Origin of the sequence: Mycobacterium sp. (genome assembly GCF_049673265.1) — a bacterium.
Taxonomy (GTDB): domain Bacteria; phylum Actinomycetota; class Actinomycetes; order Mycobacteriales; family Mycobacteriaceae; genus Mycobacterium.
The window spans coordinates 1-26840 of record NZ_JBATXN010000113.1; the positions used below are offsets into that span (position 1 = coordinate 1).

At 63.5% G+C, this 26840-nt stretch carries 28 protein-coding genes; 12 read left to right on the forward strand and 16 right to left on the reverse strand.

Translation table 11 applies throughout. From position 1 onward, the window contains the following. On the forward strand, positions 1–964 hold a 964-nt coding region (locus tag WBF82_RS03685; RefSeq protein ID WP_424381742.1), incomplete at its 5' end, for a carboxyl transferase domain-containing protein. Between the two features lie 55 nt (positions 965–1019). On the opposite strand, the gene WBF82_RS03690 is transcribed toward WBF82_RS03685, so the two are convergent. The 5 genes from WBF82_RS03690 to WBF82_RS03710 all read right to left on the reverse strand — a co-directional run bounded on the left by WBF82_RS03690 (position 1020) and on the right by WBF82_RS03710 (position 5444). Further along, the gene (locus WBF82_RS03690) at positions 1020–1934 is read right to left on the reverse strand and encodes a PE-PPE domain-containing protein (protein WP_424381743.1); all 915 of its coding nucleotides are present in this window, start codon (positions 1932–1934) and stop codon (positions 1020–1022) included. Positions 1935–2100: 166 nt separating this feature from the next. Continuing rightward, positions 2101–2937, reverse strand: a complete 837-nt coding sequence (locus WBF82_RS03695) for an SDR family oxidoreductase (protein ID WP_424381744.1) — start codon at positions 2935–2937, stop codon at positions 2101–2103. Positions 2938–2944: 7 nt separating this feature from the next. Continuing rightward, complete coding sequence (locus tag WBF82_RS03700) at positions 2945–3988, reverse strand: TIGR03857 family LLM class F420-dependent oxidoreductase (RefSeq protein WP_424381745.1); 1044 nt, start codon at positions 3986–3988, stop codon at positions 2945–2947. Continuing rightward, a complete protein-coding gene (locus tag WBF82_RS03705; RefSeq protein WP_424381746.1) occupies positions 3985–4368 on the reverse strand; it encodes a nuclear transport factor 2 family protein in 384 nt (127 codons plus the stop codon). Before WBF82_RS03705 ends, WBF82_RS03700 begins: the two co-directional genes overlap by 4 nt. Further along, positions 4365–5444, reverse strand: a complete 1080-nt coding sequence (locus tag WBF82_RS03710) for a phosphotransferase (protein ID WP_424381747.1) — start codon at positions 5442–5444, stop codon at positions 4365–4367. Before WBF82_RS03710 ends, WBF82_RS03705 begins: the two co-directional genes overlap by 4 nt. Positions 5445–5511: 67 nt before the next feature. Between WBF82_RS03710 and WBF82_RS03715 the strand changes: the two genes are divergently transcribed. Next, positions 5512–6156 carry a TetR/AcrR family transcriptional regulator gene (locus tag WBF82_RS03715; protein WP_424381748.1) on the forward strand — a complete coding sequence of 215 codons (645 nt, stop codon included), beginning with the start codon at positions 5512–5514 and terminating at the stop codon, positions 6154–6156. On the opposite strand, the gene WBF82_RS03720 is transcribed toward WBF82_RS03715, so the two are convergent. Together WBF82_RS03720 and WBF82_RS03725 are read right to left on the reverse strand one after the other, a co-directional pair. Further along, entirely contained in the window at positions 6098–7240 is a 1143-nt protein-coding gene (locus WBF82_RS03720) for a PHB depolymerase family esterase (protein ID WP_424381749.1), read from the reverse strand. The two genes, WBF82_RS03715 and WBF82_RS03720, sit on opposite strands and share 59 nt — an antisense overlap. Positions 7241–7298: 58 nt before the next feature. Beyond that, on the reverse strand, positions 7299–7742 hold the full coding sequence (locus WBF82_RS03725) for a nuclear transport factor 2 family protein (protein WP_424381750.1): 444 nt from the start codon (positions 7740–7742) through the stop codon (positions 7299–7301). Between the two features lie 77 nt (positions 7743–7819). On the opposite strand from WBF82_RS03725, the gene WBF82_RS03730 reads away from it, so the two are divergent. From WBF82_RS03730 to WBF82_RS03750, 5 genes are read left to right on the forward strand one after another with little or no spacing between them, the layout of a single operon-like run. Continuing rightward, entirely contained in the window at positions 7820–8812 is a 993-nt protein-coding gene (locus WBF82_RS03730) for a Rieske 2Fe-2S domain-containing protein (protein ID WP_424381751.1), read from the forward strand. Further along, positions 8809–9426, forward strand: coding sequence for a cysteine hydrolase (locus WBF82_RS03735; protein ID WP_424381752.1), 618 nt, complete (start codon positions 8809–8811; stop codon positions 9424–9426). Before WBF82_RS03730 ends, WBF82_RS03735 begins: the two co-directional genes overlap by 4 nt. Further along, entirely contained in the window at positions 9423–10037 is a 615-nt protein-coding gene (locus WBF82_RS03740; protein ID WP_424381753.1) for a PaaI family thioesterase, read from the forward strand. The genes WBF82_RS03735 and WBF82_RS03740 overlap by 4 nt, the downstream gene beginning before the upstream one ends. A gap of 8 nt (positions 10038–10045) precedes the next feature. Continuing rightward, the gene (locus WBF82_RS03745) at positions 10046–11698 is read left to right on the forward strand and encodes an acyl-CoA synthetase (protein WP_424381754.1); all 1653 of its coding nucleotides are present in this window, start codon (positions 10046–10048) and stop codon (positions 11696–11698) included. 18 nt (positions 11699–11716) lie between these two features. Beyond that, a complete protein-coding gene (locus WBF82_RS03750) occupies positions 11717–12097 on the forward strand; it encodes a nuclear transport factor 2 family protein (RefSeq protein ID WP_424381755.1) in 381 nt (126 codons plus the stop codon). Here WBF82_RS03750 and WBF82_RS03755 read toward each other — a convergent pair. Continuing rightward, the gene (locus WBF82_RS03755; RefSeq protein WP_424381756.1) at positions 12073–13395 is read right to left on the reverse strand and encodes a cytochrome P450; all 1323 of its coding nucleotides are present in this window, start codon (positions 13393–13395) and stop codon (positions 12073–12075) included. The two genes, WBF82_RS03750 and WBF82_RS03755, sit on opposite strands and share 25 nt — an antisense overlap. 94 nt (positions 13396–13489) lie before the next feature. Between WBF82_RS03755 and WBF82_RS03760 the strand changes: the two genes are divergently transcribed. Beyond that, positions 13490–14026 (forward strand): hypothetical protein, encoded by a 537-nt coding sequence (locus WBF82_RS03760; protein ID WP_424381757.1) that lies wholly within the window; start codon positions 13490–13492, stop codon positions 14024–14026. Positions 14027–14030: 4 nt separating this feature from the next. On the opposite strand, the gene WBF82_RS03765 is transcribed toward WBF82_RS03760, so the two are convergent. From WBF82_RS03765 to WBF82_RS03775, 3 genes are read right to left on the reverse strand one after another with little or no spacing between them, the layout of a single operon-like run. Beyond that, positions 14031–14528: a DUF302 domain-containing protein gene (locus tag WBF82_RS03765; protein WP_424381758.1), complete on the reverse strand. Its 498-nt coding sequence runs from the start codon at positions 14526–14528 to the stop codon at positions 14031–14033. A 14-nt stretch (positions 14529–14542) separates the two neighbouring features. After that, entirely contained in the window at positions 14543–15631 is a 1089-nt protein-coding gene (locus WBF82_RS03770; protein WP_424381759.1) for an NmrA family NAD(P)-binding protein, read from the reverse strand. A 19-nt stretch (positions 15632–15650) separates the two neighbouring features. Continuing rightward, positions 15651–16832, reverse strand: a complete 1182-nt coding sequence (locus WBF82_RS03775; protein WP_424381760.1) for a thiolase family protein — start codon at positions 16830–16832, stop codon at positions 15651–15653. A gap of 92 nt (positions 16833–16924) precedes the next feature. Between WBF82_RS03775 and WBF82_RS03780 the strand changes: the two genes are divergently transcribed. Beyond that, the gene (locus tag WBF82_RS03780; protein ID WP_424381761.1) at positions 16925–17413 is read left to right on the forward strand and encodes a winged helix-turn-helix transcriptional regulator; all 489 of its coding nucleotides are present in this window, start codon (positions 16925–16927) and stop codon (positions 17411–17413) included. A gap of 22 nt (positions 17414–17435) precedes the next feature. Here WBF82_RS03780 and WBF82_RS03785 read toward each other — a convergent pair whose 3' ends face one another. Continuing rightward, on the reverse strand, positions 17436–18284 hold the full coding sequence (locus tag WBF82_RS03785) for an acyl-CoA thioesterase domain-containing protein (RefSeq protein ID WP_424381762.1): 849 nt from the start codon (positions 18282–18284) through the stop codon (positions 17436–17438). A gap of 177 nt (positions 18285–18461) precedes the next feature. Here WBF82_RS03785 and WBF82_RS03790 point away from each other — a divergent pair, with 177 nt between their 5' ends. From WBF82_RS03790 to WBF82_RS03800, 3 genes are read left to right on the forward strand one after another with little or no spacing between them, the layout of a single operon-like run. Then, positions 18462–19673, forward strand: a complete 1212-nt coding sequence (locus tag WBF82_RS03790) for a cytochrome P450 (protein ID WP_424381763.1) — start codon at positions 18462–18464, stop codon at positions 19671–19673. A gap of 22 nt (positions 19674–19695) precedes the next feature. Beyond that, entirely contained in the window at positions 19696–20910 is a 1215-nt protein-coding gene (locus tag WBF82_RS03795; RefSeq protein ID WP_424381780.1) for a CaiB/BaiF CoA transferase family protein, read from the forward strand. Continuing rightward, complete coding sequence (locus WBF82_RS03800; protein WP_424381764.1) at positions 20907–22052, forward strand: thiolase family protein; 1146 nt, start codon at positions 20907–20909, stop codon at positions 22050–22052. Before WBF82_RS03795 ends, WBF82_RS03800 begins: the two co-directional genes overlap by 4 nt. A 75-nt stretch (positions 22053–22127) precedes the next feature. Here the strand turns inward: WBF82_RS03800 and WBF82_RS03805 are convergent, their stop codons facing one another. From WBF82_RS03805 to WBF82_RS03820, 4 genes are read right to left on the reverse strand one after another with little or no spacing between them, the layout of a single operon-like run. Beyond that, positions 22128–23321, reverse strand: coding sequence for an acyl-CoA dehydrogenase family protein (locus WBF82_RS03805; protein WP_424381765.1), 1194 nt, complete (start codon positions 23319–23321; stop codon positions 22128–22130). Continuing rightward, on the reverse strand, positions 23322–24374 hold the full coding sequence (locus WBF82_RS03810; protein ID WP_424381766.1) for an acyl-CoA dehydrogenase family protein: 1053 nt from the start codon (positions 24372–24374) through the stop codon (positions 23322–23324). 2 nt (positions 24375–24376) lie between these two features. Then, a complete protein-coding gene (locus WBF82_RS03815) occupies positions 24377–25216 on the reverse strand; it encodes an amidohydrolase family protein (RefSeq protein WP_424381767.1) in 840 nt (279 codons plus the stop codon). Beyond that, the gene (locus tag WBF82_RS03820) at positions 25213–26838 is read right to left on the reverse strand and encodes an acyl-CoA synthetase (protein WP_424381768.1); all 1626 of its coding nucleotides are present in this window, start codon (positions 26836–26838) and stop codon (positions 25213–25215) included. Before WBF82_RS03820 ends, WBF82_RS03815 begins: the two co-directional genes overlap by 4 nt. Positions 26839–26840: the final 2 nt, after the last annotated feature.

Genomic DNA, 26840 nt, shown 5'->3' on the forward strand with positions numbered 1-26840 from the left:
CAGGCAAGGCGCCATCTTCACCGCCGGGCCTCCTGTGGTCAAAGAGTCTACCGGAGAAGACATTTCGAAAGAGGACCTCGGTGGGCCAGATGTCGCATTGCCCAGCGGGGTGATCCATAACGTCGCCGAGGACGACGAAGCCGTACTCGACGAAGTCCGGCGCTACCTGTCGTACTTCCCGTCCAGCGCGTGGTCGTACCCGTCGTCAGTGGCTTCCGACGAGACCAGCACAACGCGTCAGACGCCGGAACTGCTCGACATCGTGTCCCGCGACAACCGCCGCGTCTACGACATGCGCGCCGTGCTCGACGTGATCTTCGACCGACCGGACTGGTTCGAGGTCCAGCCGCTGTTCGGCAAGGCGATCATCTGTGCGCTGGCCCATTTGGGCGGGCATCCGGTCGCTGTCGTGGCCAACCAGCCGCAGGTGCTGGCCGGCTCCATCGACGCTGACGCCGCCGACAAGGCGGCCCACTTCATCATGGTGGCCGATTCGTTCCACCTGCCGATCGTCTTCCTCGCCGACAATCCCGGCATGCTGCCCGGCAGCCGGTCCGAGCGCAGCGGCGTACTGCGGGCCGGCGCGCGGATGTTCGCCGCCCAGACCGCGGCCACCACACTGAAGCTGCACCTCACGCTACGCAAGGCGTACGGGTTCGGCTCGATGGTCATGTCGCTGCTGAGTTTTGACGACCAGGTCGCGACGTTCGCCTACCCCGGCGCGACGATGGGCGCGATGAGCGCCGCGGCGTTGAGCCGAGCGTCGCATGCTGGCGAAGATCTCACGGCGAAGCTGCGCGACGCGGAGCTGCAGGCGTCCTTCCTATCAGCCGAGCGGATGGGTTTCGACGAGCTCATCGATCCCCGCGAGACACGAGATGCGCTGCTGGCCTCGTTGATTCGGGGACTGTCCAGCCGGCAAGCCGTCGCCGAGCCGGTGAGCCGGACCGTCATCATGCCCTGAGTTCTCCGCGCGAGCAGTCGCACAAGCACCCATTTGGGTGCGCCCATGACTCGGATCAATATGTATTGAAGAACAACAGTTCCAGGGACTGGAATACGCTCTGCAATGGTCCGCTGTCGGCAACCCCGTGCTCAAGTAATGCAGTAAGCCACGCGTCGGCATCGTTGACACCGCTGTCGGAGATGTTGACAAAGGTGAGATCCCCGTCGGTCGACGTGGTCGCATCCGCGATCTGGGCCGGCGTCAAACCCAGGTATTCCACGTGCGTGCCGAATATGTTCAGCAGCGCGCCGGACAGGCCCTCGGCTTCGAAGACCTGTTGGAAGTTGGAAACCGGATCGGGGTCGAAACTGTAGATGGTCGCCGGGTACGCATCGTCCGGCGTCACGTTGCCAAGCACCTCGTTCATGTCGAAAAGGTTGAGCAGAGCGTTCGTCGTGCTCGAGCCGAGCACCGAGTCCATGTCCGCTTCCAGGTTGGACCAAGCGCCGGTGACTGGGGTGGAGGGGTCGCCGATGAACACGAAATGCAGGTCGTCGCTGGGGATGCCGGCTTCTTCGAGTCGGGTCATTGCGATCGACTCGGCGGTGGCGCTCTGGGAGTATCCGAAGATCGTCAGCGGGTGCTCGGCGCTGAACGCGCCCGGATCGGCGTTGAATTCGTTCTCCACGGCGAGGACGACGTCGTCCGCGTCGGTGAGACTGCTCGGGCCCTGCTGGAACAGCTCGGGTGTGGTCAGCACCTGCAGCGGCGCGGCGCACGGGTCGGTCCCGATCATGTCGCAGACCGTCGAGCCGGTCGCGCCTTCGTCGAAACCCAGCGGGTGCAGATACAGATCCTCGGCGGCCTGGGCGAACTCGGTCGACGGCATCGGCTCGCCGGTTCCGCCAAGGATGATCGCTGTATCGCTGCCCGCTAGCGGGTCACCCGGGTCGGCGTACGCGGCTGCACTGTTTAGCGCGGTGGCCATGCCTACCATCGCGCCAACGGCGCCAAGATGCACGAGTAACTTGTGTCGAGTCATCGCTGCGCCCCGCCTTATACCGTGATCTGCGTCATCGCATCTTTCTTATCTGAAGTTAATGTTGGATTCAAGCAGTTCTTAGGTCGGGTTAGCGGAGATGCTGTCGGCCAGGTCAGCAGATGTAATTCTCGCCGCTGGCCCGCACCGTCACGTCGCTGATGTTGATACCCCAAGGTTGGTCGATGACATGTACCACCGCGTTCGCCAGGTCATCGGGAGTGATCAGCCAGTACTGCACCGAGTCCACGTCCGCCTGCTCGGGTCGCAGGGCTCCGTTCAGCAAATTGCCGGCATTCTCGAAGAACTGGGCGGCTTTGTGTCCGGTGATGCCGATGGCCGCAGCCTCGTTGACGACACCGCTGGCGAGATTGGTTCCGAGGACGCCGGTCGGCTTCACCGTGGTCACCTTGATCTTGCCTTGGGCCTCAACCCGCAACGAATCCGAGAGCACATCGACGGCCGCCTTGGTGGCGCTGTAGACGCCGGAGCCCTCGGTTCCGGCGTTGCCGTAGATGGAGGAAATGTTGACGACCTGGCCGCGGCCTTGCTTGATCATCGTGTCGTAGACAGCCGAGATGCCGTTCACGACACCTTTGATATTGATGTCGATCGCCTTGTGCCATTTCTCCCAGGCACGTTCGTGGTCGGCGAAAAACGCCAGCGGCATCACGCCGGCGTTGTTCACGATCACGTCGATACGGCCGTAAGTATCGACGGCGTGTTGGGCTGCCGCTTGAACCTGGGCCATGTCGGTGACGTCCGCAATATGGGCGGTGCCTTCGAAGCCGGAGGCCCGGATGCCGTCGAAGACCTCGTTCAAGCCTCCGGCGTTGACGTCGACGCCGACGACCTTGGCGCCACCGGCGGCACACTTTTCCGAAATCAGCTTGCCGAAGCCGCTGGCCCCACCGGTCACGATAATGACCTTGTCCTTCAAGTACTTTGACATGTCTGTCCTATTCCGTTTCTCGATACGCCGCGACGACGGGCTCAAGCTCGTCGGGCGTCGCGCCGTGCATGATCACGGCGTCGGCGCCGTAATCGAATTCCTTGCGGATGCGAGCCACGCACTGCGCAGCCGACCCGGTGGCCGACGGCTCCAGCCATTCGTCCGGAATCAACGTCGCGATGTGTTCGATCTGCTCATGCGTGGCCTTGTGATCGATCCCGCCGGCGATCGACGTCACCACCGAATCCGTCCGAAAACGTTGCAGCACAGCCGGATCCCAATTATTCGTCTGAACCAACAGGTCACCGTAGCCCTGCAGATAGGTGGCAAGGCGCGCGACGGTCTTCTTCAGCCGCAACTTTTCGGGCAGGTGGTCGCCAACTGTCGCGAAGCAGGACCACACCCGCACGCTGTCCGGGTCGCGGCCCGCTTTTTCGGCGGCTGACTTAACGGTCTTGACGCAGCGCTGCAACGTCTCCGGGGTGAAGTAGGTGTGCAGGATGACGTCGTCGAAAACCCGGCCGCCGAGCGCAAGTGTGTTGGGTCCGAAAGCGACCAGCGCCAGTCGGATGTCTTCGTTGAAGTCGGGGTCGAGAAACAGGACGGGGTACTTGCCCATGGGCCCGTCGTGGTTGAAGATCAGCTCGCCGTGCCACAGCCGGCGCATGACCTGTGCCCAATCCTCCATCTGTGCGGTCGTCACCGCCGGCACTCCGAACGCCGCATACATCGCCGCCACCCCCCGACCGATGCCCAGTGTGAAACGGCCGCCGGAGAGGCGATGCATCGTGGTTGCCCACGATCCGGTGATCAGCGGGTGTCGGGTGTTGTGATTCGTTGCAGCCGTGGCGATTTGCATCCGGCTGGTCACTGCGCACGCCGCCCCGGTCAGCGAGGACGCTTCTTTGACGTTCCAGCGCTCGGAGATGAATGCGGTACCGAAACCCAGTTCCTCGCCGCGGCGAGCCTCATCCACCAAGGTTGCCGGCCCCTCGCCGCCGGCTCCTGCCAGCAGGTAGTAGCCCAATTCGTCAAGCGTCGGATCGGTCAACTCCAAACTCCTTGCTTGTAGCCGCAATTCCAGACCTCGGTGATTTTGCCGTCGACGACGCGGAATACCTCAATGCTGGCGACGTTGGTTTGGGTACCGTCCGTAGTGGTCATTGACGAGTCGTAGACGATCGCGACGTGCTCGCCGTCGTCGCCGGCGATGACGATATTCAAATCGAAGCGCAACTTGTCGAACAGTTGCCACATGTCGGCGACCCGCTGGACCGCCTGCGCGTGGGTCAGCGTGTGCGCATCACCGACCTCGTGCCGGATGACGCTGTCGCCGAACAACTCCTCCGCCAGATCCAGGTTGCGCTCGTTCCAGACCACCAAGTTGTACAGCTCGACCACTTCGCGGGAAGTGCGGGCTGCGGGGCTCATTCGAAGACCTCGGTCGCCTTTAGGTCATCTATTGCGGCCACTGCGCGCTCGGTTAGTTTCAGGCAAAGCGCGCGTGAGCGTTCCGGCATGGTGTCCCACCCGACCAGGGTAATGACGGGCAGCAGCATGAGATAGGCGGACGCCAAGCGATAATGCCGCCACGCCTCGTCGAACGAATAATCGGTAACGCCATCGTCAGCCAGCCAGGCGAGGTACTCGCGTACCAATTGCTCATCATGTCCGCGGCGTACCTGGGTCGGCAATCCTTGGCTGATCAGGTAAGCGACGTCCACCGCGCCGACACCTCGAGATACGAACTGAAAATCAACGATCTTCAACAAGTCCCCGTCAAAGAACATGTTGTCGGCCCTGATATCCCCGTGCAGCAGCATCGGGCGCGCCGTCAAGACAGCCAGCGCTTGCGGGGCCAGTTGCACGAATCGTTCGGCATAGCGAGCCACCGCGGCGGGAACCGCCGCCGGTGATTTGTCGCGGTATACCCGCCATCCCAGCTCGAACGCGGGATGCAGTACTTCGCGGGCGATCTGCGTGTCAAGGCTCGGAAACGAGTGGAGTTCCGGGCCGGCGGCGGTGACCGACCAGGCATGCATGCCGGCCAACTGCTCGATGCACAACCGGGCCCGATGCATCGTCAGGCCCGCCAGATGATCGGCATTGTCCCAATCCCGCAGATCCTCGAGAACCAGCACGAAATCCGCTGATTCCTCAGCAATCCCGGCGGCGTACACATGCGGTGTTGCTATCGGTGCCCTGCCCGCAACGTATCGGTAGAACGACAACTCCCGCCGGTAGCCGCCCAACATGTCCATCGCCCACCGAGCCTCGGACTGGGCGGGCAGTTTGACGATCACGGTCGACGGCACGCCGGGGCCGCCTGTCAAGTGGACCCGGTATAACAGCGACGAGAACCCAGTGTCTTGTGCAATCTGTTCGACGCGAATGGCATTGATAGTCAGCGGTTTCGAACCGACGGCGTCAGTGCACAGCCTTTCGCTCAGCCACTGTGTAGTCACCTCGTCGATTGCGCGGGGCACGCGCGCTTCGGCCAGTGTCACCTCGAGCTCCCAAAAGATATTTGACGATAAACAACTAACATAGTTGTCGAGCGTTTAAAATGCAACCGTGCCTTCCCCTGTACGCGGGCTTACGCAACCCGAGCGCGTGGAGTTGTCGAGCCGGCGCCTGCTGCACGCAGCGGCTGAACTCATCGTGGAGAAGGGCTGGGAAGCAACCACGGCCGCAGAGATCGGGCGCCGCGCGGGATACAGCCGCGCCATGGTGCATGCCCGGTACGGCAGTAAGGACGCCATCCTTGAGGTCTTCCTTGGCGAATATGTAAAGCGGCTCAACCCGGATCCCGATCCCACCATCACTGGTATGCAGCAGGTCCTCGCGCACTTCGATCGGATTCAGCAAATCCTTGGCGAGGACCGCGAGCTCTTGCGAGCGATGTTCGTGGCCACTTTCGAGGCGGCGAAGACGACATCGCCCTTGCGCGAACGGGTCCAGACCCAACTCGTGAGTGGCGCGGTCAAGGTCGAGGCGGGCCTGCGTACCGGCATCGAGGACGGCTCGGTCCGATCCGGTATCGATATCGATCCCGCCGTCAAGGACATCACCGCGGCGGTGTTCGGCATCGCGTTTCAGTGGGTTGCCGTGCCACAAGCGCACGACCTCGATGACGAGCTGAACTGCGTTCGCGCCCGGATCATTCAGCAGTACGGATCGACGCCTCCTGCACGACGCCGCGCAGGAAGCGCTCGGTGACCTTGTGTACCCGCCGGGAGAACACGTGGCCGACATGGCCTCCGTCATACCAGTAGAACTGGCCACCCCACCGCTCTTGTAACGCGAGAGCTGGCTCACGCATCGCCATCCGGTCATGCCATGCCCCCACGATGAGCCGCCGCTGCGGCGGCGGTGCCGGGGTGACCGACAACGGGTCGATCACCGAGGTCAGCTTCGAAACCTCGGCGGACGCCAAGAGTTCGCGGAAGTCATTACGGGATTGTCCGAACCGCCCTAGGTGGCGCGCGATCATCGCGTTGAGCCCCAGAATCGGGGTATACAGCGCGACGCCGTCGACCTGCTTCTCCAAATGGGAAACAAGCGCGGCGACCGGGCTGCCCATCGAAATCCCCGCCACCACAACCGCGGTGGACTGCTGCTGTGCCCAAGCCACCACCGCGCGTACCTCGGACACCGCACGCATCATGCCCGCCACATTGCCCAGCGGATCCACGTCCGGGTAGGCCGGCCATTCGCGGCGCCGGCAACCGTGGCCGGGCTGGACCGGCATCGCGATGTTGAACCCCAACTTGTGATGAATCAGGCCGATTCGGGTCAACAACAGGTCTTCGGTGCCGCCTTGACCGGCGCCGTGTACCCACACCAGCCATGGCCGTGGGCCGTCACTATGCCGGCACAGATGTACGACCGCCCTCGCCGTGCCGCCCAGGCCCTCGGCTTCCAGAGTGGCCGGCAGCAGCGGATCATGCTCGAAAAACATCCGCTCATAGGTCAGGCCCGCAATACGTCGCGCCTCTACCGCAGTCGCTCGCAACGGATTTGGGCTCGCATGTGCGCGGTCAATACCAAGTGCGGACAGTTCTTCAGCGGCCGCGGCACATGCACTCATCGGCCGCGCAGCTGGTGGGCTACCGGCCAGCAGCGAAAAGCTGCTCAGGACAATCTCATCCAGCATCACCTCGCCGAACTGACGGACCCCACGCGGCGAGGCCGGCGCCCAGCCCGTCGACTCGTTCAACCCGGCCACGGTACGCGGCAGAAGCATGCTGAGCTCGCGGGTGACCCCTCTGGCCAAGCCCAAGCCTCGTGTCGCCAATGACATGTCGTTCACCTAAGCCAGAGGCCGGAGAACCCCGCGCCGATGACCAGCGCGTCCGAGTTCAGTCGTCATCGCCACCGGTGATCTTCAGGATGGTTCGGGTCAGGTGCAACGTTTTGATCCGCCAGGTGCCGTCTTGCTTCTCGTAGGTCTCGTGGTAGTGACCGGCGCCGTGCAACTCCTGCCCGCCGGGGAAGATGATCCAGTCCTCCATCGCCCAGATGCCGGTCGCGGTCGCGCGTGAGGTGAGGGTGATCTCCGGGGTATGGCAATGGTGCATAGTGGCGGCGTTCTCCAGGCTGGCCAGCACCGATGGCACGAAGTTGTCGACGCCTTCGACCGGCGGAGCCGTCATCGGGTCGGCCCCGCCGATGGCAGGTGCCATATCGAGCTGGACCACCACGTCGGTGGTGAACACGCTGCGCCACCCCTCGGCGTCTTTCAAGTCCAGAAAACGGCAGTAACGCGCCTTCAACTGGCGAATCGCTTCGAGATCATCAGCCACCCTGCTACGCCTCCTTGGCCCGAAATCTATACTGTAACGTATTTAGTATCTGTGGGACGACGGCAGGAGGATCCCGCGTGAAGGTCCCGTTCACCTGGAAAGTCACCGGCTGGTTCATGGTCGGCTGGTCCCCTGAGTTTCCCATCGGCGAGGTCCGCCCGCTGCACTATTTCGGTGAGGATTTGGTGGCCTACCGCGACGAGGCCGGCGAGCTGCATGTGCTCGAGGCGCACTGTAAACACCTGGGCGCTCACATCGGCCACGGCGGCAAGGTGGTCGGCGACTGCGTCCAATGTCCCTTCCACGGGTGGCGCTGGGGCCCCGACGGCACCAATCGATACATCCCCTATCAGCCGGACCGCCCCAATCGGGCGCTACGGCTGCGAGTGTTTCCGGTCCGCGAGCAGTACGACTGTGTGTTCATCTGGCATCAGCCCGACGGCAAGGAACCGCAATGGGAGATGCCAGACATTTTCCGTAAATTCCCGCAATTCGAGACCGATCCGGCGGCCTACTACCGGGCCTATCCCGAGTTCTCTCGGCGCGCGCAGCGCGAACCGGTACATCCGCAGATCGTGGCTGAAAACGCCCCCGACAGCGCTCATTTCGAGTATGTACACCACGCCACGGTGACACCGCGCGTGCTGGACTGGAAGATCGTCGATCACGAGTGGCAATTCATCGCCGGCTGGCCGGACGCGAGTAGCGACAATCCCGACGATCTGGCATTGCGCTTCCACAGCCATTTGTTCGGTCTGGGTGGGGCGATCAGCGTCTTCGAGGGCGCGCAGAACCATCGGCTGATTTTCACCTGCACGCCCGTCGATGACGAGTGTTCGGATCTGTTCTACTCGATTTGGTGGCCCCGATCCCCCGGCGATGCCTCCGACGTGCCGCAGGGCAAGCTACGCGACCTCATCGAAAAACAGTTCTTGTCAACGGTCTTCGACGATCTGCAAATCTGGCGCTACCAGAAGTATGTGGAACATCCGGCCCTCTCGAAGGTCGACGCGAAAGGGTATATGGCACTGCGGACGTGGGCGAACCGGTTCTACGAAGTGCCCGCATGATCGATGTGGCGGAGCTCGCGGCACCCGAGCACACCGCGATCGTCGCTCAGGAGTGCCAGGGTGCGGTGATCGGCCCGAACGCAGGGTTGGCGGCACTCGCCAAGGAAGCACGCCGCGTTGCGCTCCCGAATATCACCCGGTTGCTGCCGGCGGCTCGGGCGGCAGGCGTGCACATTGTGCACTGTTTGGTGCAGCGACGACCCGACGGGCTTGGCTCCAACCACAATGCGAAGATCTTCAGCATCGGGCGCGGTGACGTCGACATCGCTCCCGGCACGGCCGGAGCAGCCGTGTTGCCCGAATTGGGGCCTGACCCAACCGATCTGGTGTTGAGTAGGTGGCACGGCGTCGGCCCGATGGGCGGCACGGACCTCGACGCCGTGCTGCGGAACCTCGACGTGTCCACGATCGTCGTGGTCGGTGTTTCGCTGAATATCGCGATCCCCAACCTGGTCATGGACGCGGTCAACGCCGCCTATCGCGTCGTCGTGCCGCGCGATGCCGTCGCTGGCATACCCACCGAGTATGGCGAGGCCGTCATTGACAACACGCTGTCGCTGCTCGCGACCATCACCACAACCGACGAGCTGCTCGGGGCATGGACGCAGCAATGACCGACACAGCACCCGAAGTCCGAGGCGGATTTCCAGAGCTCAAACCGCTGGACACTCCCCCTGGCCTGGGCCGGTTCGTCGCCGCAGTGCGCCGCCTGCAAGACCTGACGGTATCGACCAATCCGGACAGCCCGATGTGGGTCACCGCTGCCGAGCACATCGAAAACGTCTGCGCAATACTGGAAGACCACCAGGTGCCGGAGGGCCGAGCCCCGGCCGGGCGAGTCATCGACCTGCCCGGTTTAGGCCATCCCCTCCTGCCACCGTGGACCATCACCGACTCCGCGGACGGCGTCACCATGGAAGGACGCTTCACGCAATCTCATGTGGGCGGCAACAACGCCGTGCACGGCGGCATGATCCCGCTGCTTTATGACTGGCATTTCGGGATGATCGTGTCAACCGCGGGGCTTTCCCCCAGCCGCACGGCCTACCTGCATGTCGACTACCGCAACATCACCCCGATCGATGAGCCGTTGACCGCCTATGGCCGGATCTCCGAGATCGACGGCAGAAAGGCATTCGTCGCCGCTACCATGACAGCGGCCGACGGCACGCTACTCAGCGAAGCCAACGGCCTGATGGTCCGCTTACTTCCGCACCAGCCGTGAGAGGCCTGATGTCTGACATCGCAACACAATTCACGGTGCCCGCCGTGGTCCAAGCCATCGCTGCCGCGATCGGCGACCGCGAGCTGATCATCCAGGGCGGGCGACGCTATACCTACGCGCAAATCGTCGAGCGGTCGAACCGGCTCGCCAAGTACCTGCGCTCGCGGGGGCTGGGCTGCCACATCGAACGGTCGGCACTTGCCGGTCACGAGGTCGGGCAGGATCTCGTCGGCCTGTACGCCTACAACGGAAATGAATTCGTCGAGGCGTTGCTTGGTTCCTTCGCCGCGCGCGTCGCCCCGTTCAACGTCAACTTCCGCTATGTCAAGAGTGAGTTGCAGTATCTGCTCGCTGATTCCGGCGCGACCGCGCTGATCTACCATGCCGCGTTCGCGCCGCGGGTGGCCGAAGTTTTGCCGGAACTTCCGCAGCTACGAGTGCTGATTCAGATCGCCGACGACTCGGGTAACGACTTGGTCTACGGTGCGGTGGACTACGACAGCATCGTCGAAGCGAGTTCGGGGGCACCACCGCCCGTACAGCGCTCGCCTGACGATCTGTACGTCCTCTATACCGGCGGCACGACCGGAATGCCCAAAGGTGTGCTGTGGCGCCAGCATGACATCTTCATGACGTCTTTCGGCGGACGAAATCTGATGACCGGCGAGACTGTCGGTTCCATCGACGAGATCGTCGCGCGGGTGGCCGCCAGCCCCGGCACCAAACTCCTCATCTTGCCTCCGCTTATTCATGGTGCCGCGCAATGGAGCGTCATGATGGCAATCACGACCGGGCAGACCTTGGTCTTCCCTGCCGTCGTCGACCATCTCGATGCCGACGATGTCGTCCGCACCATCGAGCGGGAGAAGGTGGCCGCAGTGACGGTGGTCGGGGATGCCATGGCCCGTCCGTTGCTTGCCGCCGTCAAGAAAGGCATCGCCGACGTGTCGTCGTTGGCGGTGGTCGCCAACGGCGGTGCGCTGCTGACGCCGTATGTCAAAGAGCGTCTGATCAAGGCATTGCCGAACATCATGGTCGTGGACGGCGTGGGATCGTCGGAGACCGGTGCACAGATGAGTCACCTATCGGTCACCGGCGCGGTGTCGACCGGCACTTTCAACCCTGGACCGGACACCTTTGTGGCCGCCGAAGATTTCGGCTCGCTCCTGCAACCCGGACACGAAGGCATGGGCTGGCTGGCCCAGCGCGGTTACGTGCCCCTCGGTTACAAGGGTGACGCTGCCAAGACGGCCGCCACCTTCCCGGTGATCGACGGCATCCGGTACGCCATACCCGGTGACCGCGCCCGCCACCGGGCCGACGGCGTGATCGAGTTGCTGGGCCGCGATTCGGTGACGATCAATTCCGGCGGCGAGAAGATCTTCGTCGAGGAGGTCGAAACCGCGATCGCGTCGCATCCATCGGTGGCCGACGTTGTGGTTACCGGGCGACCGAGCGAGCGGTGGGGCCAGGAGGTGGTGGCCGTGGTTGCGCTCGCCGACGACGCACGTGCCGATGGCGAGGAACTGATTGCACATGCCGGAAAGTCGTTGGCCCGCTACAAACTTCCGAAGGCGATCGTCTTCCGGGCGGCCATCGAACGCAGCCCGTCCGGCAAGGCCGACTACCGCTGGGCGCGCGAGCAAGCTGAGAACGACTAGAAGCCGAGGCTGATCGCCGTGGGTGATGACGACGCGCGAGCCGCCTTGCGGCGACACTGGGAGGCCTCCGACGCCAACGACTTTGCGACGGAGCACCAAATCTATCGAGTTGATGCGGTTCTCGATTATCCGCAATCCGGCGAACGCATCCGAGGCCGAGCCAACATTCAGGCGTCGCGCGCCGCCCAGCCCAATACGAAACGCTTCACCGTGCGACGCCTGCTTGGCGGCAGCGATCTTTGGATCAGCGAACTCGTCATGACTTATGACGGGCAACCGTCTTACGTAGTCAGCATCATGGAATTCCAGGGCGAAGAGGTGGTCCACGAAACCCAGTACTTCAGTGAGCCGTTCGAGCCGGGACCGTCTCGCGCTCAATGGGTCGAACGAATGGAGTGAGCCGCTCCGAGTGACACCGGTAGATGTTTGAGTCCGTGCAGCCCAATGCTGTTGTTGAAAGCTGGTTCGCCGGCGAGCGTTAACTGCGGGAAGTGCTCGAACAACGACTGCAGGCCGATATGGAGTTCCATGCGCGCCAGCGCTGCACCGAGGCACGCATGCACACCGGTGCCGAAGGTGATGTGTTCGCGGGCGTTAGCGCGGCGTGTGTCGAACGTATCGGGGTGTTCAAAGGCTGCCGGGTCGCGGTTGGCCCCGCCCGCGAGCAGAAATAGCGCTTCGCCCGCCCGGACGGGGTATCCGTGAACGTCAACGTCCTCGGTGGCGACCCGCGGGACTACTTGAGCTGCCGTGTCATAGCGCAGGATCTCCTCGATCGCGTCGGGCCATCCCTCGGGGTTAGCGCACAGGACGGCCAGCTGGTCCGGATGACGGACGAGGGCTACGACGGCCTTGCCCATGACATGACTTGTGGTGACGAACCCCGCACCGACGAGCAGCCCAGCGAGCATCCTGATCTCGATTTCGGTCAGGTCGCCGTTGTGTAGAACGTCGGACAGCAGGCTGTCGCCGGCGTCGTCTTGACTTAGTCGCTTGACATGCCCAGCGAGGTACCGATCGAATTCCCGCAGAACTTTCGTCGCGGACCGAAAGTCGCGCCAGGATGCCGTGGTGCTGCCGATCAATCTCGTTGTGGTCTCGGCGACTTCCTGAAGATAATCCGTCTCGTCGGGTGGCATTGCCATCATCTCGGCGATGACCGCGACGGGAATTCGTGAGGCGTACTCAGTGACCAAATCGCACTCTGCGCGGCCCTCCAGACCGCGAAGCAGCCCCTCGGCGATTTCCTGAATACGCGTGCGAAGTCCATCGAGCGCCCGTGGGGTGAACGACCGCGCGACCGGGCGACGTAGCCGCGTGTGCTCCGGTGGATCGGTGACCAACATGGACGGCGGTTCGATCGGATTCAGCACACCGGGGTCGGTTTTGGCCAGGACCCACTGCACGATCCGAAATGTTGACCGATCTTGAGGTTTGATGGTCCTGAACCGGACGTCGCGCAGCACCTCGCGCACAATCTGCGCGTCGGCACTGACCCAGCCGGCTCCTCGTACCGGTGACATGCGCCCGCGCCCGCGAACTTGCTCGATGAGCGGATAAATATTGTCAACGGGATTGGTGTCGATCGTCAGCAGCTGCGCCAGCGGATCACCTCGCCGCGCCAGCAGTTTCAGCGACGCACGTGGCAGCCCATACCCCGCCGCCCAATGCGTCCACTCCCGGACCGGCAGCTGCATGTGCCCACACTCCTGGCAATCGGCTACACATGAGCCTAATGGCCTGCCACCACCTGGGTCTACGCTCGAAGTGGCACAAAACGAAAGGTACGCGATGCTCGCAGCGTTCGGATTCGACGCCCTGGGTGTCGTGGTCGGCGATATGTACTTCGTCGACCCGGACCCGCTCGAAGGTCAAGAAACCCCGGAACGGGGGGTCAGGTTGGAACTGCGCCTCGTCGACCGGGCTGAGCCGCACGGATCGATTTACGCGGGCGTTCCGATCGCCTTTTCCCGCCCGGTGTGGCGGGTGGATATTTTCGGATCAACAGAGAGCCCACCCGGGACGCTGGACCGGGCTCATCACCACCCCCGATTCAACGGTTGGGAACCCTCACGCCGGCATTTCGTCCCCGAGCTGTCGGCCGACCCGGTGTCCTGGGTCGCCGATCAATTGGCGGATCCGGCCGCGGTGCTGGCCCGGGCCGGCGTCGATACGGATGAGGTCAGCAAGGCCGACTTGACCGGACTCGCCGCGGCAGGCCCAGAGATTGTCGCCGCGGTGAAGCGGATGCTCGACGGCGTGCGAGACGGCGAACTGGCTCCAGCCCCGGCCGAGCCCGTTGCGGCCGCCCGCACCGGCTGGCTCTAGTCGCTCACGAGTCGCTGGTGACCTTGGTGGCCAATGCGGCCAGCTTCGCATCGAGAAGCTCTGCAGCGCTGAGCAATTCGGGGTTCGGCTCAATGACCATCAACGACGACGGCTTGACATAGGTCAGGCTGCTGCGCCCATCGCCCTCGTCGACAAGGAGCATCTCGACCGGGGCGAACAACCCCGCGGTCACGTCGTGGCGCAGCATCGTGATCGCGATCAGCGGGTTGCCGAGGATCACCCGCAGCGCCTTGCGGTCGATGCCCGCCTTGGTGATCCACGCGCCGTGGTCCACCTCGCCGAACAGCATGAAACCGCTTGGGCCGACGTGGGATTCCACCCGTTCCCGGTAGGCGTCCCAACTGTCGGTGGCCGTGCCTATGTCGTTGATCGGCACCGCCCGTTCACCGATGTCGGCCCGCAGCGCAGCGACCAGCTCGTCGTAGCTCTTGGCGCTGTCGAAGCGCACGCGCACACCGTCAAACCGAATCTCGCGCGGCATGGCCGCCTCCTTAGTTACAGCTTTCCTGTCCTCATGTCTTCACCAACCTTGAGAATCGGACGCCAGTTCTCCGGTTTAACCCTCTCCCAAAGGCCGCCCTTCCCCAGTTCCCTTCCACGCTGATCTTCTTTCCTGAACCACTCCTCAGCGCTTCTCATCCGATTCGGGTGGATCTCATCGAGCAATGCGTAGTCCCGTTTGACGATTCGGTGCTTCCAGAGCCGCCAGAAACCGGTGAAGTTGTCGCGGATGGTCATGGTGCTTTTGTCATCTGGGTCCGCGTTGTAGCCGGCAGGCCTGTCCGCGATTGCGCTGAGTGGGCCTTGCCGCCAGTACGTGTCCAGGTCGGTGTCGACGTATCGTGCTGGGTGCCCGGTGACCGTTTCAAACGCCTCGGCGAGGTTCGCGTAGGAGACATCGTCGATGGCGACCTCGAGGTCCATGCCTTTGGCGCGCTCGGGATGGTCGAAAAGCCAACGAACGTAATATCCGCAATCCTCAAGCGACACATGTGGCACGGCTCCGTCGCCGAGCGGGACCCGCCATGTCAAGACACCGTTTTCCACGGCAGGTGTCATGGGCGTCCCGGGTGAGATCGCCATTTCGATGTACGGGCCCGAGGTGAAGACCGCCGCTCCCATCCGATGACCATTGACCTGATTCTGGAACAGGATCCACTCGCCCACCCGGCCCTTGCCGTCGTAGTGGCCGGTGCGGAATCTGGAGTCGTATCCCGCCTTCTTGAGCCCGTAGTCCAGGTTGCCGTACACGAAGAATTTGATGCCTTCTTCGATCGCGATCTCGTAAGTGCGGATCGCCCAGTAGATCTCGGTTTTCTCGCCGGTGTTGAATCCGTCGATGTTGATGAATGCTCCGTCACAGCCGCGAAATCCTTCCCGCAGAATCGATTCGTCGGCGAGGGAGCCTTCGAGGACGGAGACGTTGTTCAGCGCGAGAAGGTCCTCGGCTCGGCGCGAGGCGGAGTCGCGAGTGAGAAACCGAACGGAGTACTTCTGGTCGGCGACCAAGGCGCGAATGATCGGGATGCCTTGGGCTCCAGTGCCACCCACGACGAAGATCTTGGAGGTGATGTGAGAAGACATTTGATGACTCCTGCCGACGTCACAGACGCTCGATGATGGTGGCGTTTGCCATGCCGCCGCCCTCACACATCGTCTGTAGCGCATACCGGCCACCGCGCTGCTCCAAGGCGTTGACCAGCGTGGTCATGATGCGAGCGCCACTGGCCCCCAGCGGGTGACCAATCGCGATCGCGCCACCGTTGACGTTGGTCTTGGCCAGATCGGCCCCGACCTCGTGGGCCCAGGCCAACACGACCGGCGCGAACGCCTCGTTGACCTCGAACAGGTCGATGTCCGCCAGCGTCAGACCGGCGCGTCGCAATACCTTGTCGGTGGCCGGGATAACACCGGTCAGCATGTAAAGCGGATCGGAGCCCACCACCGTCGCGGTGTGAATCCGGGCCAGCGCCCGAAGGCCCAGTTTCTTGGCGATCTCGCCGCTGGTGATCAGCACCGCGGCGCTGCCGTCGGAAAGCGGCGACGAGTTGCCCGGCGTGATTTCCCAATTGATCTGCGGGAAGCGCGCTTCCACCGCCGGGTCGTAGAAGGCCGGCTTCAGTCCGGCCAGGGTCTCGAGGGTGGTGCCGGGCCGGATGATCTCGTCGGTGCTTAGCCCGGCGATCGGAGCTAGCTCGTTGTCGAAGAGCCCCTCTTTGGTCGCCCGCGCTGCCTTTTCGTGACTGGCAGCGGAGAATTCGTCGAGCTGTGTGCGTGAGAATCCCCACTTGGCGGCGATCAGTTCGGCACTGATGCCCTGCGGGACCAGTCCGTCGGGATAGCGGCGCGTCATGTCCTCGCCGAATGGGTTGCTGCCCGGGAGCACCGAGCTGCCCATCGGAACGCGGCTCATCGACTCCACGCCGCCCGCGATCACCAGGTCGTAAGCGCCGGAGACGACGCCCTGGGCGGCGAAGCTGATGGCCTGCTGGCTGCTGCCACATTGCCGGTCAACTGTGGTGCCGGGAACCGCCTCAGGAAAACCCGCACCCAGCAGGGCATTACGCGCGACGTTGACCGCCTGGTCGCCGACCTGCGTCACGGCGCCCGCAATGACATCGTCGATCTGGCCGGGGTCCACACCCGTGCGCTGGACCAGTTCTCGCAAGCTGTGCGCCAGCAGGTCTGCGGGCAGCACGTCGTGCAGTGCGCCGCTGGCCTTGCCTTTGCCGACCGGTGTGCGTACCGCACCCACGATGACGGCGTCTCGACCCTGATATGCCATGACTCCTCCTTGAGCCGCTGCTAAGTATCGTTGGCTATACTCAGCTAATCACCTAGGTATAGTAGAATCAACCCAGATGGGAGGTGATTTGCATGACACTTCTGCAGGGCGCGCTGGCGGATCGGGACGCCTGGTCGGCGGTCGGCGAGTGCTCAATCGAAAAGACCATGGCGGCGGTCGGCACCAAGTCCGCGATGCTGATCATGCGCGAGGCGTACTACGGCACCACCCGGTTCGACGACTTCGCGCACCGGGTGGGCATCACGAAGGCAGCCGCCTCGGCGCGGCTGGCCGAATTGGTCGAACTCGGGCTACTGACGCGACGGCCATATCGCGAGCCGGGGCAGCGCACCCGCGACGAGTACGTGCTCACCGAGGCCGGTATCGATTTCATGCCAGTGGTGTGGGCGATGTTCGAGTGGGGGCGACATTACCTGCCCGGCCACAATCGGCTGCGCCTAACTCACCTGGGTTGCGGCGCCGAAGCATCCGTCGAAATCCGTTGCGCCGAGGGCCATCCAGTGCCGCCCGACGAGCTCGGTGTGCGGCTGGTCAGCCGGAGTTCCCGCCGTCGCGATTGAACCAACGGACCGTTTCCGACTTTCAGGTCGGCGGCATTGCGGACGGTGGGCGAAATCCGGAGTGCGCCAATGAAACAGACATACCAGTGCCTACCGGACCGCTGTGGTCGACGAGCACGGCGGAGCCGGTGGCTATCCCGTCATTGCTGTAGTGAGTAAGTGAGGCCAGCCCGATGTGGGGTCCTACTGGCAGGCGACTCAGCGTGAGGGTGTAGTCGACGTTGATAAACTGCAACGCGCGGCTTCCCCAATTGGCGATTGAGGCCGTGACGTCGCCGGCCATCGCCGCGCGAGTGAACGCGCTCATCGGTTCCGTGTCCACCAATGGACGCGTCTCCTCCAACCACGTGTATTTCGGTCCAGATGCGTCGTCATCCCATTCAGGGTCCGGATTCTGTACCCCGGCACCCCAACCGTAGGTCCGGATAAAAAGCGAAGGGTGGTTGCCGTTCTGCTCGATCGGTAGCGGCGGCATCTGCACGGGTGGTGACCACACATCTCCGTCCGGCTGCTGGCCGCGCCGCAAAAACAGTGCGCTCCCACGCGCCACCGCGGCGCCCCGTTGGATGAGGACAGCCTCCACGAGCCGCAATCGTCGCCGATCGTGGTGGACGCAAGTGTGCAGCTCCACCGGTTCCAGTGCCGTGGGTGCGGGAAGGTCGACAGTCAGCCGCGCGGGGTGCAGCTGCGGGTCGTCGACGGCGCGTTCGACCGCCCAGGCCAAGAGGCCGCCGACGACATGCCCGCTGATCGTCGGGCCCCACCCTCCGCGAGCGATTGCGGTTGGCACGTAGCAACCTTCATCGCGCACAAAGTACGCAGAGATGGCCGTCGGCCCAATATCATCCGCGATGGTCTTCGGCTCGGTCATTGAGATGTCTCCCAGGCACTGGCGGTGGAAAGACTCGATCGGCGCTTGAGTCGGCAGCGGATACGCGTCCGAACGGCCGTGCGGCGCTCACAGCCTCCTAGATTACGACAGCTGGCCCGGCCCATGTAGGCTACTGTAATATTTACAGTACGATCATGTAGCCGAGACGGGGAAACTGTGGATAGTCCAGTTCAAGACACTGCCGTCAGCGCTGCCTTTCCCACCGACTTTATCCGTGACCCATATCCATACTTCGCAAAGAAGCGCAGCGAGGCCGGTGTGTTCCACGGGACGGTCGTCGACTACTCCAAAACTCCCGAATCGCTGCGGCCCAAGAACTCTTTCGCCGCGATGTCGTTCGACGCAGTCAACAAGGCATTCCGCGACGGCCAGGTCTTCAGCTCGACCTACTACGACAACACGATCGGCTTGTTCATCGGTCCGACCATCTTGGCGATGGGAGGCAAAAAGCACCGCGAACACCGCAACCTGGTGTCGGCGGCGTTCAAGTCCAAGGCCCTGGCGCGCTGGGAACCCGAGGTTGTGCGACCGATCTGCAACGCACTGATCGACGAATTCATCGATGCCGGCGAAGCCGATCTCGTCCGCAATTTCACCTTCGAGTTCCCCACCCGGGTCATCGCCAAGCTGTTGGGCCTGCCGGCTGAGGACTTGCCCGAATTTCGCCGCCGCGCGGTGCAATTGATCAACTACACGATCAAGTACGAGCGCGCCTTCGAAGCCTCCGCAGCACTGAAGGACTATTTCCTCGACCAGATCGAGCAACGCAAAGCCAAGCCGACCGATGACGTCATCGGTGATCTGGTCACCGCGGAAATCGACGGCGAAAAGCTCAGCGACGAAGCGATTTACTCCTTCCTGCGGCTGCTACTACCCGCCGGGCTGGAAACCACCTACCGGTCATCGGGCAACCTCCTCTTCTTGTTGCTCACCCATCCGGAACAGTTCGACGCGGTGCGAGCCGATCACGACTTGATCGCCCCGGCGATCGAAGAGGGCTTGCGCTTCGAGACACCACTGACCACGGTGCAGCGGTTCGCCACCGAAGACACCGAGCTGGAAGGAATCACGATTCCCGCGCGGTCGGCAGTTGACCTGTGCATCGGCTCGGCCAACCACGACGAGCAGCGGTGGGAGCGCGCGCAAGACTTCGACATCTTCCGCAAGCACGTGCCGCACATCTCGTTTGCGGCCGGTGAACACACGTGCCTGGGGCTGCACCTCGCCCGCATGGAGACGCGGGTCGCGTTGGAATGCCTGCTGGATCGGGTGACCAACATCAACCTTGTCACCGATGATGATCCGCATATCTTCGGGCAGCCGTTTCGATCACCGAATGCGCTTCCGGTGACGTTCGACGCGAAGTAACGTCCCGGAAATGGTCAAGGTGATGGAGGGCTTTCGAGTCCTGGAGGTTGCGCAGTTCACGTTCGTCCCCGCAGCAGGCGCTATCCTCGCCGACTGGGGTGCCGACGTTCTCAAGATCGAGCACCCGCTGCGTGGCGACACCCAACGCGGCTTTCTCAATATGGGTGGCATTCAGGTCAACCCGGACCGGCATCCGCTGATGGAACACCCCAACCGGGGCAAACGCAGCGTCGGGATCGACGTCTCAACGCCGGGCGGGCAGGAAGTCATCTATGAACTGGCCAAGACATCCGATGTGTTCCTGACCAACTACATGCCCGCGCAGCGCCAAAAGCACAAGTTCGACGTGGAGCACATCCGCGCGGCCAACCCCAACATTGTGTATGCCCGCGGTTCGGCGTACGGCGACAAGGGGCCCGAGCGTGACGTCGGCGGCTACGACGGGACGGCGTTCTGGACGCGCAGCGGCATCGGCTACGCGTTGACGCCGGAGGAGCTGGGCGGCGCACTGGGACAGGGCATTCCCGCGTTCGGCGATTCCATCGGCGGCATGTTCATCGCCGGCGGCATCTCGGCCGCGTTGCTGCATCGCGAGCGCACCGGCGAAGCCCTCGAGCTAGACGTGTCGTTGCTGAGCACGGCCTGGTGGGCGGCGGGGGCCAGCGTGACGCAGGGCATGGAGACCGGCGAGGTCATGCGCACATTCATGCCGGGTTCCCTGGCCCCATCGGTGAATCCCTTCATGGGCAACTACGAAACCTCCGACGGCGGCACGATCAACCTGTGCATCATCAGCCCGACCGGGCTAATCCGCGACACCTTCGAGCACCTGGGCATCCCCGAGGCCGCCGACGACCCCCGCTTTTCTGACGTGTTGCCGTTGATCCAGAACGCCGACGCGGCAGCAGAGCTGATCGGGAAGGCCTTCGCCGCCAGTCCGTTTGAGTACTGGCGACAGCACCTGAAAACGATGAAGGGTCAGTGGGCGCCGTTCCAGAGTCTTCTCGACCTGGCCGACGACGAGCAGGCCATTGCCAACGACATGATCTCCGAGGTCGAACTCGCCAGCGGTGGCGCACCGTTCAAGGTCGTGCGCGGGCCGATCCAGTTCAACCACGAACCGCTCACGACAACCCGGGCGCCGCAAGCCTCCGAGCACACCGAAATCGTTCTGATGGAAATCGGCATGGACTGGGACCGCATCGCCGAACTCAAGGAATCTGGAGCCATTGCATGAATGACGTCGCCATCATCGGTGCGGGTTTGCATCCGTTCGGTCGCTTCGAGGGCAAATCCGCGATGGAGATGGCCGCCGACGCGATCCATCTCGCGCTCGCCGACGCGGGTGTCGCGTGGAAGGACATCCAATTCGCAGTCGGCGGCAGCTGGACGGTGGCCAACCCGGACGCCATTGTCGGCATGGTGGGTCTCACCGGCATTCCTTTCACCGATGTGTTCAACGCCTGCGCGACTGCGGCCAGCGCCACCAAGCTGTGCGCCGACAGTATCCGGTTGGGTGACTACGACATTGGTATCGCGGTGGGGATGGACAAGCATCCGCGCGGCGCCTTCACCGAAGATCCGGCGCTGGTCGGGATGCCGAGCTGGTACGCCGAGAATGGTCAATACCTCACCACCCAGTTCTTCGGGATGAAGGCCAACCGCTATCTTCACGACCACGACATCTCGACCGACACACTCGCCAAGGTGGCCGCCAAGAATTTTCGTAACGGCGCGTTGAACCCCAATGCCTTTCGCCGCAAACCGATCTCTGAAGAAGCCATCCTGGCGTCGCCGGTGCTGAATTACCCGCTGACCCAGTACATGTTCTGCGCTCCCGACGAAGGTGCGGCCGCGGTCGTGATGTGTCGCGCCGATATCGCGCACCGGTTCACCACCAAACCCGTCTACGTTCGCGCGGTCGAGATACGCACCCGCCGCTACGGCGCGTACGAGGTGAACACGACCTACGCACCCGTCGAGGAGGACGTGTCCCCGACTGTCTACGCCGCCAAAGCCGCCTTCGAGAAAGCCGGTGTGGCACCGCAGGATGTCGACGTTATCCAATTGCAAGACACCGACGCCGGCGCGGAAGTGATCCACATGGCCGAGGCAGGGTTTTGCGCCGACGGCGAGCAAGAGAAGCTGCTGGCCGACGGTGCGACCGAGATCGGCGGCGCGATGCCGGTCAACACCGACGGCGGGTTGATCGCCAACGGTGAACCGATCGGGGCGTCCGGACTACGGCAGATGCACGAGTTGGTGCGCCAATTGCGCGGCGAGGCCGGCGACCGCCAGGTTCCCGGAAGTCCGCAGGTCGGCTTTGCTCAGGTGTACGGTGCACCCGGCACCGCAGCGGCAACCGTCCTGACGACCTGAAGTTTTTTGCCGAGCGTGCAACCATGGCGACGACACGCCGATGACGACCGCCGTCATTGCACGTTCGATGAAAGCTCAGCCCACTTTCTTGGCCGGCGCCGAATAATTCGGCTTGCCCAGGCCGAGCACGTACTGCGCGATCATGTTGCGGAACACCTCGAGGGTGCCGCCGTAGATCCCCACCAGCGGCGCGAAGCGATACACATACTCGGCTGCGCCGTCGTCGGCCGCGCCGTCAGTCCCATTCGGCAGCGTCGACGCCGTGCCGAGGACGTCCATCAGGTCCGGTGAGATATCGCGCATGGTTTGCGCCAGCGCCACGCGGCCGAAGATGCTCGGCGCACTGAACGCCGCCTCCATCCGAGCGGCGCTGCGCCCCAGCCGGTACGCCACCGACTCATCGTCGATCAGCCTGCGCCCGTTCGGATCTGGCTCCGCAACCTTGCCGGCGGCCTTGTCGACGGCATCGGCCATGAAACCGGCCTGATGCATCATGATCGACACGTCCTGCAACCCATCGGGCGCGGCAGCAACCGCGCCGTGTTCGGTGTTGAGCGGCTCGCGCAGCACGGTCCAGCCCGCGTTGATGTCGCCCAGCCGATACTTGTCGTCGACGCGTACATCGCTGTAGTAGACGATGTTGGTGCGGTCACCGTCGATGGTGCGGATGCCCTGGATATCGATCCCGGGGGAATCGAGCGGCACCAGAAACATCGTCAGGCTCTTGTGCTTGGGCGCCTCGGGATCGGTGTTGGTGATGAGAAAGACGTACTGGCACTTGTGCGCACCGGTGGTGAACATCTTGGAGCCGTTGATGATCCAGCCGTCACCGTCACGCACCGCGCGTGTCTTGCACGTGGCGACATCGGAACCGCCTTCGGGTTCGGTGTAGCCCAGGCAGAGCCGGACGTGTCCGCTAAAGACCTTCGGCATCACCTCGTCCCTCAGTTCCGGCGATCCGAACCGCACGACCGACCGCGCGATCATCGCGGTGGTGCCCCAGGTCACCCAGGGCACGTGTGCGCGACGCTTCTCCAGTTCCCAGATGCGGCGGCGCACCCGAGTGAAGCCGCCTTCGGCATGCGGCTTCCACTCGCCTGCGAGATAGCCGGCGGCACCCAGCGCCAGATGCACACCTTCGTCGAAGTTGTCGCCGGTTTCGCGGTCCCGGCGTCTGACGTCGTCGGTCACGTGGGTTTTCAGGAAATCGCGCGCCTCGTCGAGAAAGGCTTGATCGTCGTCGGAAAGTGTGACTCGGGAGAAATCCACTTATGCGTCCTTTCCTGAACGGCTTTCGCGTTCGGCAACGATCTCAGCGATGTACTTGGCGCTGGCGCCGGGGTCTCCACCGGCCAGGGCCCACCCACGGGCCCGCACCAAATATGCGGTCGCAGCGGCCTCCTCGGAAACGCCGAGGCCGCCTTGGACATGCACCGCCATCGTCGCGGCCTTGGCGGCCTCCTCGGCCATGAACACAAACGCCGACGGGGCCAGTTCCGGGCGTTCGTCGGGCTCGTTGTCCAAGAACCACGCGGCGCGGCGCGCCAGATTCCGCCCGCCCTGCACGGTGATCGCAATGTTGGCGAGCGGATGTGAGATGCCCTGCAGCGTGGAGATCGGCACACCCAGCGTGTAGCGGTGCTTGGCGAACTCCGCCGCGATCGTCATGGTCTCTTCGACCAGACCCGTCAATGCTGCTGCGGTCAGCACCCGCCATTCATCCAGTGCCCGTTGGTATTGCGCCAAGGCGTCGAGCCCGCTGGCCAGCACGACCCTGGTATCGGCGGCCGCCGGATCGACCCACGCCATCGGCAGCCGGCCGATGTTATCCACCTTGGTTGGACGGGTATCGAATTTGACGAGCACCACCTCCTCGCCGTCGCGGACGATGATCTGGTCGGCGATCGATCCCGTCGGGATGAGCCGAACCCCGCTGACGTTGTCATGCTGTGGGTCAAACGCCGCGAGCTGCTTGCCGTTCACAACGTCGGATTCCGTCGAACCGAGTCTGGCCAGCAGCCGGGCCGCGCACACATGGTCGATCCACGGCACCGGTGCCAGCGAGCGCCCGATCTCCTCGGCCACCAACGTCAGGTCGACCAGTGTTGCACCGTCTCCCCCGGCGGTGTCGGGCAACGCCATGGTCGTCGCGCCCATCGCGCACAGCCGCTCCCACAGGCTCTTGTCGAACCCGGATTCCTCTGCGGCACGCACAGTCTCGATCGGGCAGTGTGTTTTGAAGAAATCTCGGTATGCAGCTTGTAACGCCTGGTGATCCCCAGTCAGGCTGTAGTCGAGTCGGCGCAGTTCGTAGCGGTCCATGGTCAGTGCTCCTTCTGGCCCTGAAAGAAGAAATCATGCGCGTTGTTGTAGAGGTAGTTCTCCAGGACGTCGGCGGGGAGGTCCAGGGCTTGAGCCTCGGGGATGACACGGCGCATTTTCAGCACCGGCCAGTCGGAGGCGTAGATCACTTTGTCGGGTCCGCGGGTTCGCATGTAGTGGAGCAGATTCTCCGGCAGCCTTTTCGGTGACCAAGCGGACGTCATCAGACGCAGGTTGGCGTATTTGATGAGTAACCGGATCGCGATGTCCCACCAGGGGTCCGCGCCGTGGATCATGCACAGTTTGAGTTCGGGGAAGCGTACGCAGACCCGGTCGAGGTGAATGGGGTTCTGCACCTCCCCGGGGATGGGAGGTCCGGGAAGGCCGGTGTTGATGCACAGCGGTAGCCCAAGCTCGGCGCATTTGGTGTAGAGCGGGTAGTACACGGCGTCGCTGGGTGGGTATTGGCCGTCGCCCCAGAAGCTTGGTCCCACAACTGCGTACGCGACCGGAAGGTCGCTCACGACAGCAGTGAGCTCACGCAGCGACGGCATTGGCCGCAGTAGGTTGACCCCGCCCATCGCCAGGGCGAACCGATCCGGCTTGGCCTCGACGAACTTGCGCGCGGTTACCGACGGCTTGGCGAGGTTGTCCATCAGCACGGCCTTGCGTACGCCTTGCTCGTCCATCTCGTCCAGCAACTCCGTCATGTCGACCGGCGCGAACATCGATTCGGGACCCTTGAAGTAGTCGTCGCGAACCTTCAGCATCCACGTGGGCTGCTTCTCGGTCTCACCGAAGTGCACATTGACCAGACAGTCGATAACTGGGCTTGTGTTCATGTCGACATCGGCGCCTTTTCTGTCGCTTGGCTTTTCGCCCATCGGTAATCGGCCTTGCCATTACCCAGGCGATGGACGTGATCGACGAAGATCAACTCCTTGGGCACCTTGAACCGGGCCAACTGTGCGGTGCAATGCGCCTGCAGCAGCTCAGGTGACGCGTCGGCTGCACCGCGTAGTTCGACCAGTGCGACGACTTCTTCGCCCCAACGTTCGCTCGGGCGGCCCACGACCAACGCATCGGCAACCGCCGGATGGGCGCGCAGCACTTCTTCGACCTCTTCGACGAAGACCTTTTCGCCGCCGGTGTTGACGACCAGCGAATCGCGGCCATACAGCCGCAGCGTGCCGTCTGCCTCCCGACTGGCGCGGTCGCCGGAGATCACCACCCGCTTACCGTCGACTTCGGGAAAGGTCTTGCGGGTGGCGTCGGGATCATTGAAGTATCCGAGCGGGATTCGGCCCTCTCGGGCAGCCCAACCGACCTCGTGCTCCCCGGGGGAAAGAAAGTGGCTGTAGTCCTCGGACAGGACCAGCCCGCCCTCGCGCAGCGTGAAGGTATCGGTCCGGATGTCGCCCCGGCTGTGCCCGAATCCCATGTTGCCGGTTTCTGACGAGCCATATCCGTTGATGAGCGTCATGTTGGGCAGCATTTCCAGCAGCGCCCGTTGGTATTTCGGGTTCGTCGCGGCGCCGCCGGTCCCGATTGCGTTGAGCGACGACAAGTCGTAGCGGCCGCGCCGGAGCTCCTCGACCAGGGGCGCGGCGTAGGCATCCCCGACCATCGTCATCATGCCGACCTTTTCGCGCTCGGCGGTCTCCCACACCAACGGCGGATCGAGCTTTTTGCTGGTGTCGTATAGCACCACGGTGGTGCCGGCCATGATTGCGGCGAACGCCGTCCACATGCCGGCGGCGTGCATCAGCGGTGAAACCGCGAACCAGGGCGGGAGGGCGGGCCCGCGCACCTTGTCATGAATCTCTTGGGCGGAGGCATGATCGGCCCCATTCATCGAGGACACGTAAATGTCGGACTGCCGCCACAGCACGCCCTTGGGCCGACCCGTGGTACCACCGGTGCAGATCATCAGCAGGTCATCGGACAACGCGGTCACGTCGCGGTCGTTATTCCCTTGCGCCAGCGCCTCATCCAGCGACACCGCCCCGGGTAGCTCCGGGACTGCACTTCCGTCGTCGACCGACAGCAGTAGGTCGGCGCTTTCGGGCGGGAACACGTCGGCGAATTTCGCGCCCAGCGACTTGTGGTAGATGACAGCCCGGGGCCGCACATAGTCAAGCAGTTCGGAGACTTCGCGCGGCGTGTAGTTGTAGTTGACGTTCACCGGAACGGTGCGGGCCTTCAGGCAACCGACCACCATGTCGGGATAGAGGTCGTTGTGCATGACAAGCGCAACACGGTCCTGCCCGCATTCCCAGTTCTGCAGGCTGGCCCGTTCCCGGTGGGCGCCAAACCCCCTGGCGGCGAGGAAATTCGCCAGCCGACGGGTGCGGTCAGCTGTTTCCGCGAAGGTACTGCGACGATCACCGCACACGGTGATCGGCCGGTCCGGGATGACCTCGGCGATCGCGTCCAGGATCGCCCCTATGGTCCATTCGGGCACGG

Bases quoted from the DNA above. Each gene is read 5' to 3' on its own strand.
- WBF82_RS03690 (WP_424381743.1), bottom strand. From the start codon at position 1,934: ATGGCCACCGCGCTAAACAGTGCAGCCGCGTACGCCGACCCGGGTGAC.
- WBF82_RS03695 (WP_424381744.1), bottom strand. From the start codon at position 2,937: ATGTCAAAGTACTTGAAGGACAAGGTCATTATCGTGACCGGTGGGGCC.
- WBF82_RS03705 (WP_424381746.1), bottom strand. From the start codon at position 4,368: ATGAGCCCCGCAGCCCGCACTTCCCGCGAAGTGGTCGAGCTGTACAAC.
- WBF82_RS03720 (WP_424381749.1), bottom strand. From the start codon at position 7,240: ATGTCATTGGCGACACGAGGCTTGGGCTTGGCCAGAGGGGTCACCCGC.
- WBF82_RS03735 (WP_424381752.1), top strand. From the start codon at position 8,809: ATGATCGATGTGGCGGAGCTCGCGGCACCCGAGCACACCGCGATCGTC.
- WBF82_RS03740 (WP_424381753.1), top strand. From the start codon at position 9,423: ATGACCGACACAGCACCCGAAGTCCGAGGCGGATTTCCAGAGCTCAAA.
- WBF82_RS03745 (WP_424381754.1), top strand. From the start codon at position 10,046: ATGTCTGACATCGCAACACAATTCACGGTGCCCGCCGTGGTCCAAGCC.
- WBF82_RS03755 (WP_424381756.1), bottom strand. From the start codon at position 13,395: ATGCAGCTGCCGGTCCGGGAGTGGACGCATTGGGCGGCGGGGTATGGG.
- WBF82_RS03760 (WP_424381757.1), top strand. From the start codon at position 13,490: ATGCTCGCAGCGTTCGGATTCGACGCCCTGGGTGTCGTGGTCGGCGAT.
- WBF82_RS03765 (WP_424381758.1), bottom strand. From the start codon at position 14,528: ATGCCGCGCGAGATTCGGTTTGACGGTGTGCGCGTGCGCTTCGACAGC.
- WBF82_RS03770 (WP_424381759.1), bottom strand. From the start codon at position 15,631: ATGTCTTCTCACATCACCTCCAAGATCTTCGTCGTGGGTGGCACTGGA.
- WBF82_RS03775 (WP_424381760.1), bottom strand. From the start codon at position 16,832: ATGGCATATCAGGGTCGAGACGCCGTCATCGTGGGTGCGGTACGCACA.
- WBF82_RS03780 (WP_424381761.1), top strand. From the start codon at position 16,925: ATGACACTTCTGCAGGGCGCGCTGGCGGATCGGGACGCCTGGTCGGCG.
- WBF82_RS03785 (WP_424381762.1), bottom strand. From the start codon at position 18,284: ATGACCGAGCCGAAGACCATCGCGGATGATATTGGGCCGACGGCCATC.
- WBF82_RS03795 (WP_424381780.1), top strand. From the start codon at position 19,696: ATGGAGGGCTTTCGAGTCCTGGAGGTTGCGCAGTTCACGTTCGTCCCC.
- WBF82_RS03800 (WP_424381764.1), top strand. From the start codon at position 20,907: ATGAATGACGTCGCCATCATCGGTGCGGGTTTGCATCCGTTCGGTCGC.
- WBF82_RS03810 (WP_424381766.1), bottom strand. From the start codon at position 24,374: ATGGACCGCTACGAACTGCGCCGACTCGACTACAGCCTGACTGGGGAT.
- WBF82_RS03815 (WP_424381767.1), bottom strand. From the start codon at position 25,216: ATGAACACAAGCCCAGTTATCGACTGTCTGGTCAATGTGCACTTCGGT.